Source organism: Pauljensenia sp. 20925_1_27 (assembly GCF_041432835.1).
Classification (GTDB): domain Bacteria; phylum Actinomycetota; class Actinomycetes; order Actinomycetales; family Actinomycetaceae; genus Pauljensenia.
The window spans coordinates 125,536-139,183 of the sequence record NZ_JAPWAH010000005.1; the positions used below are offsets into that span (position 1 = coordinate 125,536).

Below are 13,648 nucleotides of genomic sequence, written 5' to 3' on the forward strand. Positions count from 1 at the left end.
CCGACACCCGAGACTTGCTCGGTCGCGTCGGGGACGTGTCGTGTGTGGGCGCGGGTGCCTCGTCGAGGAGCTCAGTCCTCCATGTGGTGGAGCGTCGCGCGGTCTGCCTTCACGGGGATCGTGAGGGCCAGGCCCACGCCGAGGATCAGCATGATGCCAAGGATGCCCCAGTACGTGTAGTCAGCCCCGGCGGGGGTCAGGCGCTTGCCGATCAGCAGGAAGAGGCTGTACATCGCGGGCGCCATGAAGGACACGGCGCGGCCGGTCGTCGCGTAGAGGCCGAAGACCTCGCCCTCGCGGCCCGCGGGGATGATGCGCGACAGGAAGGAGCGGGACGCGGACTGCGTGGGTCCGACGAAGACGCACAGGGCAAGGCCCAGGGTCCAGAAGACGATGGGGCCGCGGGCGTGCAGGAAGAAGACGCCGAAGCCGGCGACGACCATGGCGGACAGCGACAGGATAATGACCTTCTTCGGGCCGATCTTGTCGTCCACCCAGCCGAAGGCGACGGTCGCCAGGCCGGCGACGATGTTCGCGGCGATCGCGAAGATCATGACCTGTCCGGCGCTGAAACCGAAGGCCGTCTTGGCCAGAACCGCTCCGAAGGTGAAGACGCCGGCCAGGCCGTCGCGGAAGACAGCGGAGGCGATGAGGAAGAAGAGGGTGTGCGGGGCCTCGTTCTTCAGGGTGCACACCGTGCGCCACAGGAGCTTGTAGGAGTCGAGGATGGACTCGTGATCGCCGCCGGTGTGGACCTTCTTGGGCAGCGGCGGGTGGAGGATGACGGGGATCGCGAAGCCGCCGAGCCAGAGGGCGGCGATCACCATGGAGATGCGGATCGGCAGGTACTCGTCCGTGGGCACGCCCAGCAGGTTCGCGCCGATGAGGCCCACGTAGAGGATGAGCAGCAGGACGATACCGCCGATGTAGCCGGACGCCCAGCCGAAGCCCGAGATCTTGCCGCGGTCCTCCTTCTCACCCAGGTGGTTGAGCATCGCGTTGTAGTTCACGGAGGCGAACTCGAAGAACACGTTGCCCAGGCCCAGCAGGGCGATACCGAGCATGAGGGCACCGCGGGGCCCGAGGACCGACTCGGGGTGCACGAAGTACATGGCGAGCATGCAGGCGACGACCAGCCCGGTGAACCATCCGAGCCAGACTCCGCCCCGGCCTCGTCGATCGGCGCGCTGACCCGTGATGGGGGCGAGGAGGGCGATGAACAGGCCCGCGATCGTCATGCCGTTACTGAGCCAGGTCGAGGCCGTGCCCGAGTCGGTGAAGACGCCGTCGCTGGTCAGGTACGTCGTGAACACGAAGGTCGTGGCGACCGCGTTGAAGGCGGCGCTACCCCAGTCCCAGGCCGCCCATTCGACGACTTGGCGCGTGATCACGCGGCGGCGGGCGGCGGGCGTTGTGCTCATGGAATCGGGCTCCTTCGGTGGGGAGTGCTCGGTGGCGCGTGTGCGTCCAGAGTGAACCTACCACGTTTCGCGTTTCACGCTCTCCTCGGGCCGCCCCAGGAACGAGGCCGGGGAGCCGCCAGCGCAACCTGACCGCATGCCATATGCTGGTATGTCAGGAACATGGGAGACGCACGTGGAGGGTGACGGATGACCGATACGCCCCAGCCTCAGCCTTATTCGCCGTCAGCACGTCAGCCTCGGCAAGAATAGGCCGGAGAAGCCCGCGAGACTGGCGTCCCCGGAGGTGGGCAGGATCGCACGCGCTATCCTGATAGCGTCATGACCTGGGCAGGATGCTCGTCTCACTGCACGACCACCGCCACCGATGACTTCAGAGAGTAGACACTGATGCTGACCAACAAATACGACGGGCCCCTGAATTCAGCGGCGGTGTTTGCCCTGACTGTTTCCGCAGCCCTGTACAGCTTCATTGCACTGCTCAACCTCTTTCTCCTCTGGCTCTCCCCGTTTTCCATGCTCATCCTCGCGATTTTCATCTTCGCTAGCCACGCATCGACGCGTTTCTACTACGCCGCGGCGCTGTCTCGGAGGCTTCGCCGAGGCCCGGATCTCACGTTCTCCAACGGGGGCGTTGGCCTCACGCCGATGACGGCGCCCATCAAGCTGGTGACCGCGGACTTCATCCGGCTGGCAGCGGCGTTCCCCATCTCCCTGATCGCGTGCGCGCTCACGCACAGCATGGTCCTGTCGTCCGCCTCCACCACGACCGGCGGTGCTGTCAGCGCGGTGACCATCGGCCTGGATATAGTCACGGTCGTCTTTGGCCTGGCCGCGACTGGAGTCGCCCTGTTCATTCGGCGAGGCACCGCCTATCGCCTCAACACGATCCACCGCGGCCCGATCCTGACACTCACCCCAACCCACCTAGAGTTCCACCCCCTGCTGGAGGCCGAGCCGGTCACCATCGCCTGGGATCGGATGCCCTACCTCGCGGGCATCGACCTCGTCACCGTGAAGAGGGATACCACCAAGCGGGCACACATCACAACGACGGACAGCCAGACGCCCACGACGATCGACATCACCTGTCTGGACCTCACACACGAACAGCTCCAGCGCATCATCGGCTGCTTCGCCTGCCGTCCCCAGTACCGAGACGCACTCGCCACTGAGGGCGGGATCGAGCTCGTACGAGGACTCGCCTCAGACAACCCCGCGCTCTGGCCTGCCTGACGGGCGAGCAGCGTACTGCGGGTGCGCACGGCCGGTCGGTGTTGACCTCCGTCGCCCTTGGCGCGCTTCCTGGCACGCGCGGGGTGCGCGCGGAAGCACCCTGATCGCTTCAGTCCGCCTGCTCCTGATCGGCGAGGAGGCGCGCGATGGCCAGGTCGAGGGGGCGCGTGACCTTCAGGGACAGCTCGTCACCGGCAACGGTCTGAACGGAGCCGCCGATCGCCTCGACGAGGCCGGCGTCGTCCGTGGCCGCCCGGGCCTCGTCCGCGCCCAGGGAGGCGCCCGCCTCGTGCGCACGGGTGAGCACATCCCAGCGGAATCCCTGCGGGGTCTGCACGGCCACCATGTCGGAGCGCCGCGGCGTGCCCGTCACGACGCCGGAGGCGTCCACGGTCTTCAGAGTGTCAGTGACTGGCAGGACGGGGATCACCGCGCCCGCGCCGCCGCGCACTGCATCAATGACCCGCTCGGTGACCCGCGGGGGTGTCAGGGGTCGCGCCGCGTCATGCACGAGGACGATCGTGTCCGCCTCACACTCACCAAGAGCGGCGAGTCCCAGGGCCACAGACTCCTGACGCGAGCGATCGGAGCCGGCAACGACACTCATGCCGTCGACATCGGCCAGCGCGCTGCGGAATTCCTCGATCGACGAGGCCGGGGCCGTCACGACGATCGCACCCACTCCCCCGGCGCGTAGGCCGCGGGCCGCCCACCAGACCAGGGGGCGACCCGAGAGTTCAACGAGGGCCTTCGGGCCCTCGCAGCCGAGGCGAGAGCCGGAGCCGGCGGCCGTCAGGACCGCGCGGACCTCACTCGTCGACGGCATCTTCTTCGACTTCGATGCGCCCCTCGGCCAGGACGGCGTCGAGGCGCTCGGCGGCGGCGGACTTTTCGATATTGCGCGCCAGGGCCAGCTCGGAGGTGAGGATTCCGCGGGCCTTCGTCAGCATGCGCTTCTCACCCGTGGACAGCTTCTTCAGATCATCACGGCGGGTCAGGTCACGCACGACCTCGGCGACCTTCACGATGTCGCCGGTGGCGATCTTCTCCTGGTTCGCCTTGAAGCGGCGCGACCAGTTGGTGGGTTCCTCAATGTAGGGGGCGCGCAGGACGGACAGGACCTCTTCGAGGCCATCCTCGTCGACGATGTCACGAACGCCGACCATGTCGACGTTTTCGGCGGGAACCTGAATCTCAAGGTCACCCTGGTTCACACGCAGCTTCAGGTACGTCCGCTCCTCACCACGAATGGTGCGCGTCATGACCTCTTCGATCGTGGCTGCGCCGTGGTGCGGGTAGACGACCGTCTGACCGATTTCAAACGACATGGATGGACTCCTGGATGCTTGCGTGGATAGCAGAACTATTCTACCAGCTGGCGAGAGAATCGGACCCATACAGTGTGAAAGCTCAACGTTACACGTATACAAGGAACGACACAAACAAACTTCAAGCACGACCGCAATTCGTCCCAGCATGCGACCCTGGTCACGATCAAACGTGCACGATAAGGAGAGTCATCACACCCGAAAAGTCCCGTGTTTCCAGGCATAGCGAAGCCCCGACCTCGTCAGCATCAACGAGGTCGGGGCTTGGCGTCAGGTCACTTGCCCTGGTTGGCGACCGCGGCGATCTTCGCCTCAGCCTCGGGATCCAGGTAGGTGCCACCCTTCTTGATGGGCTTGAGGGTCTCCTCGTCGAGCTCGTACACCAGCGGAATACCGGTGGGGATGTTGACACCAGCGATGTCCTCGTCGGAGATCTCATCCAGGTGCTTGACGATAGCGCGCAGCGAGTTGCCGTGCGCGGCGATCATGACGGTCTTGCCGGTCTTGATCGCGGGAACGATGGCCTCGTCCCAGTAGGGCAGCAGACGCGCGATGACGTCCTTGAGGCACTCGCTCATGGGAACGGGCTCACCGGCGTAGCGGGGATCCTGATCCTGCGAGAACTCGGAGCCGGCCTCGATGGCGGGCGGAGCCACGTCGAAGGAACGGCGCCACAGCATGAACTGCTCCTCGCCGTACTCGTCGCGGATTTCCTTCTTGTTCTTGCCCTGGAGCGCACCGTAGTGACGCTCGTTGAGGCGCCAGTTGCGCTCAACGGGAATCCAGTGGCGATCGGCGGCGTCGAGAGCCAGGTTCGCGGTCATGATGGCGCGACGCAGCATCGACGTGAACAGGAGATCCGGGAGAACGCCGGATTCCTTGAGGAGCTCACCACCGTGGGTAGCCTCCGCGCGGCCCTTGTCCGACAGCGGAACATCCACCCAACCGGTGAAGAGGTTCTTTGCATTCCATTCGCTCTCGCCGTGGCGGAGCAGCACCAGTTTGTAGCTCATGTCTCCATTCTTCCACAGGTGGAGGCACCCCTCATACATCCCGTGGGGTTGATCACGCCACAGCTTGGACACTTTTCTCTCTCACGACCACCTCTCCCCCCTGACGCCCCCAAGGCGGCTGGAGCTCTCGGTCAGGCCCAGACCCCGGGCATACCCTGATTCGCCCCTGACTCACCCGAAATTTACCCCTGACAGCCTTGAGATTCCGCGGTTTTACATGATTACCGGAACAGTGTGCGCCCCTCGTTTTTACCCGTACGGTTAACTTCATGAACATCACACGACGCACCCTGGCAGCCTCTCTCATCGCTGCGACCGCTCTCGCCCTCGGCGCCTGCGGCTCCTCGAAGCCCCAGGCCACCGATGCATCCCCCGCCGCGGACCCAACGACCCCGGCGGCCACCCCCTCGGCCACGGCCTCGTCCGTCCCGACCGTGTCCGGATACCGCCCCGGCGAAATCCCGGCCATCCCCCTGTTCTCCGTTCCCTCCGTCGACGTCTTCGCCTCCAACGCCGATAAGGCCATCGTCGACTCCGCCTCCAAGTCCCTCAACACCGTCCCCGGCGTGACCATCTCGCCCGCCAAGTGCGACGGCACCTCCCTCGTGTCCGGCTCCACCGTCTTCGGCGGCGACGGCTCGGTCGTCTCCTCCTCGGACAACGGCACCGTCGTCAACGACGGCCAGGGCGGCGGCACGATCACCGAGGGCCCGATCTCGATCGTCTACGGCGGCGACGGCTCCGGCACCTACTCCAACGCCGATACGATGGTGTCCCTCGTCGTGAGCACCGACGGCTCCGGCACCTACTCCACCCCCACCACAAGCATCGTCCTGGACGGCCAGGGCGGCGGCAACTACTCCAACTCCTCCACCTCCGAAACCATCACCGTTGAAAGCGACGGCTCCGGCGTGTACTCCAAGGGCACCGTCACCATCATCAACAACGGCGACGGCACCGGCAGCTACTCGGACGACAAGCTGACGATCCAGAACAACGGCGACGGCACCGCGACCGTCAACGGCAAGGAAGTGAAGGATGCGCCGAAGGTCGACAAGCTCGGCAAGCTCGGCAAGTTCCCGCCCGTCGCCAACCTGAAGCCCGTGGAATCCTGCGGCACCGTCATCACCCTCGAAGATGGTGTCCTCTTCGACTTCGGCAAGTCCGACATCCGTCCCGAGGCCGCCCAGACGATCAAGTCGCTCGCGACCGTGCTTTCCAGCAACAAGGTCCCCGCTGCCCACGTCTACGGGCACACCGACTCCATCTCGGACGAGGCCTTCAACCTGCAGCTCTCGCAGGAGCGCGCGGACGCCGTCGTGGCTGAACTGAAGAAGGACGGCGTGAGCTCCACCCTGGACGCGACCGGCTACGGCGAGTCCAAGCCGGTCGCTCCCAACGAGAACGCCGACGGGTCGGACAACCCCTCGGGTCGCGCGCTCAACCGCCGCGTCGAAATCTTCATCCCCGCCTTCTAGTACCCCAACTAGGGCTTAGCTACGACCGATCAACGAAAGGGAGACACCATGTCCCTGAAGTCCCTCCTTCCCGCTGCGGCCGCTCTCGCCGTCGCCACCGTGGCCCTCACCGGCTGCTCCCAGACCGCCAACGTGTCCGGCGGCGACTCCTCCGCCCCCGCAGCTTCGTCCGCTCCCGAGGCCTCGAGCAGCCCGAGCACGGACACCAAGACCGATGCATCCAGCGACTCCGGCAAGTCGGACACCTCCAAGGACTCCGGCAAGTCCGACGCCGCCGACACCTTCACGATCGACGAGTCCAACACGCACGTCGAGATCCCCGCGGGCACCAAGACCGTCGTCATCAACGGCTCGAACAACCACATCGAGGGCGAGGCCGTCTCCGAGATCACCGTCAACGGCTCCCAAAATGCCATCGCCGTGAAGTCCGTCCAGAAGGTGTCCTTCACGGGCTCCAACAACTCGGTTCAGTACGAGGAGGGCAACGCCCCGCAGACCGGCACCGACTCGGGCGCGAATAACGCCGTCACCAAGGGCTGAGGCTATCCGCGACTGAAGGGGTGGCACGCATCTGCGTACCACCCCTTCAGTGCATCGAGAAAGAATTGCGGGCGCACGTGGCGTGCGCCCGCAATTCTACTCTCACTCAGGCGTGTGCCTTGCGATAGGCCTCAACAATCGGAGCGGGGATACGACCGCGGTCGGACAGGTCGTGTCCCTCTTCCTTCGCCCAGGCGCGAATCTTCGCATTCTCCAGGCGCTGCGCCGGGTTACCGGCGTTGCCGCGGCGGCGGGTCGTCCCCGTCTTGCGGCCAGCCTTAATGTAGGGCTGAATCGCTTCCGCGAATTCCTCGAAGTGGGCGCGGTTCAGATCAATTTCGTACGACGCACCATTGAATGCGAAACGCACGGTCTGATCTGCGGGGGTGCCGTCGAAATCGTCGACGACTTCCACAATCTTCTTTGTCTTCTTCACGATGTCTGTCCTTTCAGAGAAAAAGAGACGGGGAATTTCTGAAAGAGTCAATTCCTATCATGAGGATATCGCAATTCATACAATTCCTGCCAATAAACAATTCATCGTGAGAACGTGAGCTACGCAGCATCGATTTTTTGATCGGAGTAATTGAAAGTTATACTCGTAGGCAGCCCGAGGCCGATTTGGCCTCGTCGAGATGCCGCACGATACGAGGAGACCCAGTGAGCCGAGCACACCACCCCCGAGCGGCGGCCTGGGAGCTCTACTTCACGACGACGGCTCGCCTCACCGAGCGCATCGAAGCCGCCCTCAAGTGCCAGGCCAGCCTGTCGATGCCCGAATACTCCGTGCTTCTCATGACCGATCGCGCCGGGGAGACGGGCGTGCGCCCCTCCCTCCTGGCCCATCAGGTCGTCTTCTCGCGCTCGCGCCTCACCCACACGATGAAGCGCCTTGAATCCCGCGGCCTCATCGAGCGCCGCCCATGCGAGGGCGACGGGCGCGGAGGCCTCGTCTTCCTGACGCAGGCCGGCAAGACCCTCTTCGACGAGGCCGCCCTGGTCCAGCGCGACGTCATCCGCCGTCTCTTCCTCGACGACATCACGCCCGAGGAGATCGACATGCTCACCGGGCTGTTCACGCGGGTGAGCGAGCGCCTCGACTCCGACACGCCATGTCCGTGAGCACGCGGCGCCTCGCGGTCGCAACACTCCTCACCGGGGTCATCGCCGGCTTCGTCGGCCTGGCGTGCATTCACCTGCTCCACTGGATCCAGGCGGCTGCCTGGGACATGCACGGCGGCACGCTCCTGCAGGCCGTCAGCGCCGTCTCCCCCGCCCGCCGCGTCGGAGTCTTGGCGCTCGCCGGTGTCGTCGGCGCACTCTCCTGGTTCCTGCTCTTCCGCCGTAACAAGGCCGTCACCTCCGTCGCCGGTGCCGTGAGCGGCACCCCCATGCCTCCCCTGCGCGCCACCTGGCACGCCCTGACCCAGGTCCTCGTCGTCGGCCTCGGCGCCTCTGTGGGGCGCGAGGTCGCCCCACGAGAGATGGCCGCCGCCTTCAGCGCGGCCGCCGCCGACCGGCTGGGGCTCACCCCCGAAGATCGGCGCATCATCGTCGCGTGCGGCGCGGGCGCAGGCCTGGCCGCCGTCTACTCGATCCCCCTGTCGGGCGCGGTCTACACCCTCGAGATCCTCCTCGTGTCGCTCTCGGCGCGCGCGGTGGCCCCCGCGCTCATCACCTCGGGGATCGCAGTCCTCATCTCCACGGGATTCACGAGGCCGACCTTCTTCTACACGGTCCCCACCCTCACGCCGTCGCTGTCCCTCACGGTCTTCGGGGCGCTCATGGGGCCGGTGCTCGGCGCCGCTGGATGGGCGTTCAAACAGGCCGTCGCGCGCACCGGGGCAATCCGGCCGCGCGACTGGCGCATCCTCGTCACCCTGCCCCTCGCGTTCGTCGCCGTCGGCCTGGTCTCTACCCGCATTCCTTCCGTGCTCGGCAACGGGCAGGCCAGCGCGCAGACGCAGTTTGACGCGACGTGGGCGGCCGGCGCGGGGCTCACATTCGCACTGGTGGTCCTCCTCGCCAAGATGGCCACCACGTTCCTGACGATCGGCGCGGGAGGCTGGGGCGGCGTCCTCACGCCCGCGGTCGCGCTCGGCGCCGGGCTGGGAGCCGTCATCGGACTGCCGTGGGCTGCCGCATGGCCGGGCTCAGAGGTCGCCGCCTTCGCGTTCATCGGCGCTGCAGCGTTCCTCGGAACCTCCATGAAGGCACCCTTTACCGGGCTCATCCTGGTCATCGAGTTCACCGGCCAGGGCGCCACGATCCTCGTGCCCGCGGTCCTCGCCGTCGGCGGCGCCACGGCGGCCGCGACCTGGCTGACCCGCCGGGCTAATTCTCGCTGAGCCGCCGCATTTCGCTGACCCACCGGGTTGAGTAGCCCCCTTACGGGTGCCGCAGCGGCTTCTGTCTGAGTGCTACGCGGATAGGTTGCGCACATATGGATAGGTTGTTCCTATCTGGATAGGTAATGCGCATATGGATAGGTTATTAAGCTATCCGGATGTTCATTACCTATTCGTATGTGCAGTCGTTCAGCACCCGATGGCGGCGGCGACCTGGATCAGCCGCCGCGCATCAACGGGCCGCCGCGCATCAATGGGCCACCGCGCATCAATGGGCCACCGCGCATCAACGAGCCGCCGCATCCACCCCCTAGTGGCACGTCACCGCCCGGGACACCCCGGCCTCGTCCCCCTCAATTTCGCATGCAATTCCATCGCAGATACTTCAAGATCTTAAATTACAGCCCCGGAATTGCAACGTTTTCGAGCACAATCAAAAACTGACCAAATTAAATTACCTGCGAGATTTATGGGTAAGCGACGGCATCAGCGAGACGCAAGAGACGCACGTGAGAGGCACCGGTGAAGCACCAGAGAGGCACCAGTGAAGCACCAGAGGGGCACCGAAGGGGCGTCAGATCTGCGCGAGCGCCTGATCCAAGTCCGCGATCAGGTCGCCGGCGTCCTCCAGGCCGACCGCGAGGCGCAGGAGCGTGCCGGGCACGCCACCCACGCCGCCCACGCGCGTCGAGTGCGTCATGATCGCCGGGTGCTCGATGAGGGACTCCGGCGCGCCCAGGGATGCTGCGAGCGCGAAGACACGCGTGCGCGTCATCAGCTCGATCGCCGCCTCCTCGGTGGTGACCTGGAAGGACAGCACGCCGCCCACGCCGGCCGGGTTCTGGGCGCGCGCCAGCTCGTAGCCCGGGTCCGAGGCCAGCCCCGGGTAGTGGACGGCCGTGACCTTCGGGTGGGCGGCCAGGAACTCGGCGACCTTCTGCGCGTTCTCGCAGTGGCGCTCCACGCGCAGGGCCAGGGTCTTCAGGCCGCGGTGTGCCAGGTACGTGTCGCGCGGGGAGGGCACGTGCCCGAGGGCCATCTGCAGCTTCACGGCCTCGGCGGCGGCATCGCGATCGCCGAAGAAAGGCTCGACGTGCGCGGGCAGCTCCAGGCCATCACGCAGGACGAAGGCACCGCCGATCACGTCCGAATGGCCACCCACGTACTTGGTCGTCGAATGCACGACGACGTCCGCACCCAGCTCGAGGGGACGCTGCAGGACCGGTGTCGCAAAAGTGTTGTCCACGACGAGCAGGCCGCCCACCTCGTGCGTGAGGGCCGCGATCGCAACGATATCCGTGACCAGCAGGAACGGGTTTGAGGGCGTCTCCACCCACACGATCTGGGGGCGCGAGGCGCGGATGACGCGCTCGGCCTCGGCCAGGTCGGTCAGGTCCACGGCCTCGGAGGTGATGCCCTCGGCTGGCTTGATGACGCTCAGGAGCTTGTGTGTGCCCCCATACACGTCGGTCGAGTGCACGACGTGATCGCCGGGGCGCGCCAGCAGGCGGATCACCGTGTCCTCGGCGCTCATGCCCGAGGGGAACGCGAAGCCGTGCGTCGCCCCCTCCAGGGCCGCGAGCGCACCCGCGAACGCGTTGGTCGTTGGGTTGCCGCAGCGCCCGTACTCGTAGCCTTCCCGCAGCTCGCCGGGCCGATCCTGCACGAACGTCGAAGCGACGTGGATCGGAGGCACCACGTCACCCGTGATGGGATCCGGGTCAAACCCAGCGTGGATGGCCAACGTAGAGAAGGTCGTACAGTCAGGCGTGCTCATGCCTCCACGCTACGAGGCCGGGGCCGCATCCGCCGAAGGGTTTCGTCCGCCGGTCGATTGTGACAGCGCGCCTACACCCAGCCGGCGAGAGCGATGCGCGCCTGCTCCTCCAGGGACGCGACAGCCCCCTCGGAGTCATTGCCCCAGGGCACGTAGTGGAAGTCCCCGCCTCCGGCCTCGACGAAGGTCTCGCGGTTGAGCTGGTCGATCTCCTCGAGCGTCTCCAGGCAATCCGCCATGAAGCCCGGGCAGATAACGTCCACGCGCGGGCACTTGGCGGTGCCCAGCTCGGCCATCTCCTCGATTGTCTGCGGGCCCAGCCACTCGGCCCGTCCGAACACGGACTGGAAGGTGGCCGTCAGCGACCCCATCGCCAGGCCCAGGCGCGACTCGAGGGCGGCGACCGTACGGCGGCACTCGGCGCGGTAGGGGTCCCCGGCCTCGTCCATGGCGACCGGGATCGAATGGAAGGACACGACGACGCGGTCCCCCGTCAGGAAGTTCGGGCGTCCCACGCGCTCCCAATGGCGTTCGAGGGCGGTCGCGAGCGCCTCGATGTATGCGGGGGCGGCGGGGAAGGAGCGGTGCAGGCGCAGCTCGAAGCCGTCGCGGTTGCGGCCGATCCAGCTCGCGACCGCGTCGTTGATCGTCGCGACCGTCGAGGCCGCGTACTGCGGGTAGGCGGGCAGGATCGCCACGCGGCGCACACCCTGCGCATGCAGGCGGTCCAAGACCGAGCCGATCGAGGGTTGACCGTAGCGCATCGCGACCTCGACGCGTACGCCCGGCAGGTGCTCGCCGAGGAGGCGGGCCTGCTCGCGGGTGTAGTGCATGAGCGGCGAGCCCTGGTCCATCCAGATGCTGCGATACTTCTGGGAGACCTCGCGCGGGCGCACGCGCAGGATGATGCCCTCCAGGATGGGCTTCCACAGGAGCGGGCTCATCTCGATGACGCGGCGGTCGGAGAGGAACTCGCGCAGGAATGCGCGCACCGGGCCGGGCTCGGGGGCGGTCGGAGTCCCCAGGTTCACGAGGACGAGGGCGGGCTGCGCCTCGCCCTGCTGCGCATGGATCGACGTCGACGTGGTGGCTGCTGCGTCCTGGGAGTTCGTCACGCCACCAGCCTAATGTTCGCTCTCCCCGGTGTCGCTGACGCGGTGTCACCTCCCCGGGCGCGTTCTCACTGCTCGCACATGCAAAGGTGCCCCGCCTGTGACAGGCGGGGCACCCCGACGTTATTTAAGCGAGCCTGCTTGGCTCACTTCCTCCCGGCGGAGGTGTGCGGCTCAGGCCTGGCCGTTCTGCGAACGGATGAACCACGCCTGCTGCTCGAAGCGACGGATGTAGTCGTTGAGAATGTCAGCGGAGGCGGAGTCCTCGGCGTCGACCTTCTCGTGAACGTCGCGCATGGTGCCCACGGTCGCGTTGATGGCGGCGACGGCGAGCTCCTCGGCGTCAGTGGTCTTGATGATCGTCTCGGGGACGGTCGGCAGGGTGTTGCGCTGGGCGACGACCTCGGGCAGGCCGTTGGGGACGACCTGGAGGGCGCGCATGCGCTCGGCGATCTCATCGGAGGCCTCGCGGGCGATGTCCACGACCGCGTCGAGGTAGAGGTGCAGCGAGCGGAAGCCCTCGCCGGTGATGTTCCAGTGCAGCTGCTTGCCCACGAGGGACAGAGCGGTCACGTCGGTGAGGACCTTCTGCAGGTTGCCTGCGAGAACGTCGGAAGCCTTGAAGCCGGTGGACTCAACGGTCATGTTGTTTCTCCTGTTCATGTGTATTCGGTACGGGGCTCGCCCTTGTGGGGCCATGCCCTTCAGACACATCTATCTTGGTCCTTTAGTCCCAGGATTTCTAGTGCTAACAGCCCTTTAGTCAAATGTTTCACTATCCAGTAGTTGCGAAGGAATAATCCGCGGATTTCAGCGTTTTAACATTATTGACGTTTTCATTTTTCGACCCAGGTTCGCCTAACCAATCTTGCCCGAGGCCACGGTAGCCTCATAAGTTCGCTCAAGCACCCGTGACCGGATGTGATGCGCGGGCCGACACACCCCCAACCCCTTTCCTCCGCCTGCTCAGGCACCTCTGACCACAGGCGACTGGCGAGGTGACATTCTTCACCTTCCCTGCCACAAGCACTCTGGCATCCTTGACTGGAGACGGCGGAGCTCGTCGGCTGCGGCAGTGCCGCTGCCACCAACGCCCGTTACACCGCGGCATCCGAAGCGGAACTCGTCGGGTGCGGCTGAGCCGCTGCCACACATGTGAGCCTGCGGAGCGACATTGCCCGAGAAGGAAAACTCGCCCTGCTCCACGCATTCAGAGATCTATGCGTCAGAAAGTTCGCCCAGCACACGTACTGCTCTCCACAACTGGCTTTTTCGTCAGCGGAACATTTTTCCCTTCCAACCCCCACACGCCACACAAGACGAATTATCTTGTTCTGCGATACCAATCGCGGTTCCCATGCACCCGGCCATTATTGGCCTGTGATACGCCGAGGA

At 65.8% G+C, this 13,648-nt stretch carries 13 protein-coding genes; 5 read left to right on the forward strand and 8 right to left on the reverse strand.

Annotated elements, in window-relative coordinates; genetic code table 11:
• Positions 1 to 71 precede the first annotated feature (71 nt).
• On the reverse strand, positions 72 to 1,421 hold the full coding sequence (locus tag O3684_RS04930; protein ID WP_500065407.1) for an MFS transporter: 1,350 nt from the start codon (positions 1,419 to 1,421) through the stop codon (positions 72 to 74).
• 390 nt (positions 1,422 to 1,811) lie between these two features.
• On the opposite strand from O3684_RS04930, the gene O3684_RS04935 reads away from it, so the two are divergent.
• Positions 1,812 to 2,657, forward strand: coding sequence for a hypothetical protein (locus tag O3684_RS04935; RefSeq protein ID WP_500065408.1), 846 nt, complete (start codon positions 1,812 to 1,814; stop codon positions 2,655 to 2,657).
• Positions 2,658 to 2,766: 109 nt separating this feature from the next.
• Here O3684_RS04935 and ispD read toward each other — a convergent pair whose 3' ends face one another.
• The 3 genes from ispD to O3684_RS04950 all read right to left on the reverse strand — a co-directional run bounded on the left by ispD (position 2,767) and on the right by O3684_RS04950 (position 4,998).
• Positions 2,767 to 3,483, reverse strand: a complete 717-nt coding sequence (ispD, locus tag O3684_RS04940; RefSeq protein ID WP_500065409.1) for a 2-C-methyl-D-erythritol 4-phosphate cytidylyltransferase — start codon at positions 3,481 to 3,483, stop codon at positions 2,767 to 2,769.
• Entirely contained in the window at positions 3,467 to 3,985 is a 519-nt protein-coding gene (locus O3684_RS04945; RefSeq protein ID WP_048775386.1) for a CarD family transcriptional regulator, read from the reverse strand. The genes ispD and O3684_RS04945 overlap by 17 nt, the downstream gene beginning before the upstream one ends.
• Before the next feature lie 275 nt (positions 3,986 to 4,260).
• Positions 4,261 to 4,998, reverse strand: coding sequence for a phosphoglyceromutase (locus O3684_RS04950; RefSeq protein WP_021612715.1), 738 nt, complete (start codon positions 4,996 to 4,998; stop codon positions 4,261 to 4,263).
• A gap of 269 nt (positions 4,999 to 5,267) precedes the next feature.
• Here O3684_RS04950 and O3684_RS04955 point away from each other — a divergent pair, with 269 nt between their 5' ends.
• Together O3684_RS04955 and O3684_RS04960 are read left to right on the forward strand one after the other, a co-directional pair.
• Positions 5,268 to 6,476 (forward strand): OmpA family protein, encoded by a 1,209-nt coding sequence (locus O3684_RS04955; RefSeq protein ID WP_500065410.1) that lies wholly within the window; start codon positions 5,268 to 5,270, stop codon positions 6,474 to 6,476.
• Between the two features lie 48 nt (positions 6,477 to 6,524).
• The gene (locus O3684_RS04960; protein WP_500065411.1) at positions 6,525 to 7,016 is read left to right on the forward strand and encodes a DUF3060 domain-containing protein; all 492 of its coding nucleotides are present in this window, start codon (positions 6,525 to 6,527) and stop codon (positions 7,014 to 7,016) included.
• 106 nt (positions 7,017 to 7,122) lie between these two features.
• Here the strand turns inward: O3684_RS04960 and O3684_RS04965 are convergent, their stop codons facing one another.
• The gene (locus tag O3684_RS04965) at positions 7,123 to 7,452 is read right to left on the reverse strand and encodes a histone-like nucleoid-structuring protein Lsr2 (RefSeq protein WP_500063006.1); all 330 of its coding nucleotides are present in this window, start codon (positions 7,450 to 7,452) and stop codon (positions 7,123 to 7,125) included.
• Between the two features lie 224 nt (positions 7,453 to 7,676).
• Between O3684_RS04965 and O3684_RS04970 the strand changes: the two genes are divergently transcribed.
• Positions 7,677 to 8,138, forward strand: coding sequence for a MarR family winged helix-turn-helix transcriptional regulator (locus tag O3684_RS04970; RefSeq protein ID WP_500065412.1), 462 nt, complete (start codon positions 7,677 to 7,679; stop codon positions 8,136 to 8,138).
• Positions 8,129 to 9,364: a chloride channel protein gene (locus O3684_RS04975; protein WP_500065414.1), complete on the forward strand. Its 1,236-nt coding sequence runs from the start codon at positions 8,129 to 8,131 to the stop codon at positions 9,362 to 9,364. The genes O3684_RS04970 and O3684_RS04975 overlap by 10 nt, the downstream gene beginning before the upstream one ends.
• Before the next feature lie 574 nt (positions 9,365 to 9,938).
• Here O3684_RS04975 and O3684_RS04980 read toward each other — a convergent pair.
• The 3 genes from O3684_RS04980 to O3684_RS04990 form a co-directional block, all read right to left on the reverse strand.
• Positions 9,939 to 11,141 (reverse strand): PLP-dependent transferase, encoded by a 1,203-nt coding sequence (locus O3684_RS04980; RefSeq protein ID WP_500065416.1) that lies wholly within the window; start codon positions 11,139 to 11,141, stop codon positions 9,939 to 9,941.
• 71 nt (positions 11,142 to 11,212) lie between these two features.
• Complete coding sequence (hemH, locus tag O3684_RS04985; protein ID WP_500065417.1) at positions 11,213 to 12,256, reverse strand: ferrochelatase; 1,044 nt, start codon at positions 12,254 to 12,256, stop codon at positions 11,213 to 11,215.
• A 171-nt stretch (positions 12,257 to 12,427) separates the two neighbouring features.
• Positions 12,428 to 12,898 (reverse strand): Dps family protein, encoded by a 471-nt coding sequence (locus tag O3684_RS04990; RefSeq protein ID WP_007590173.1) that lies wholly within the window; start codon positions 12,896 to 12,898, stop codon positions 12,428 to 12,430.
• Positions 12,899 to 13,648 lie beyond the last annotated feature (750 nt).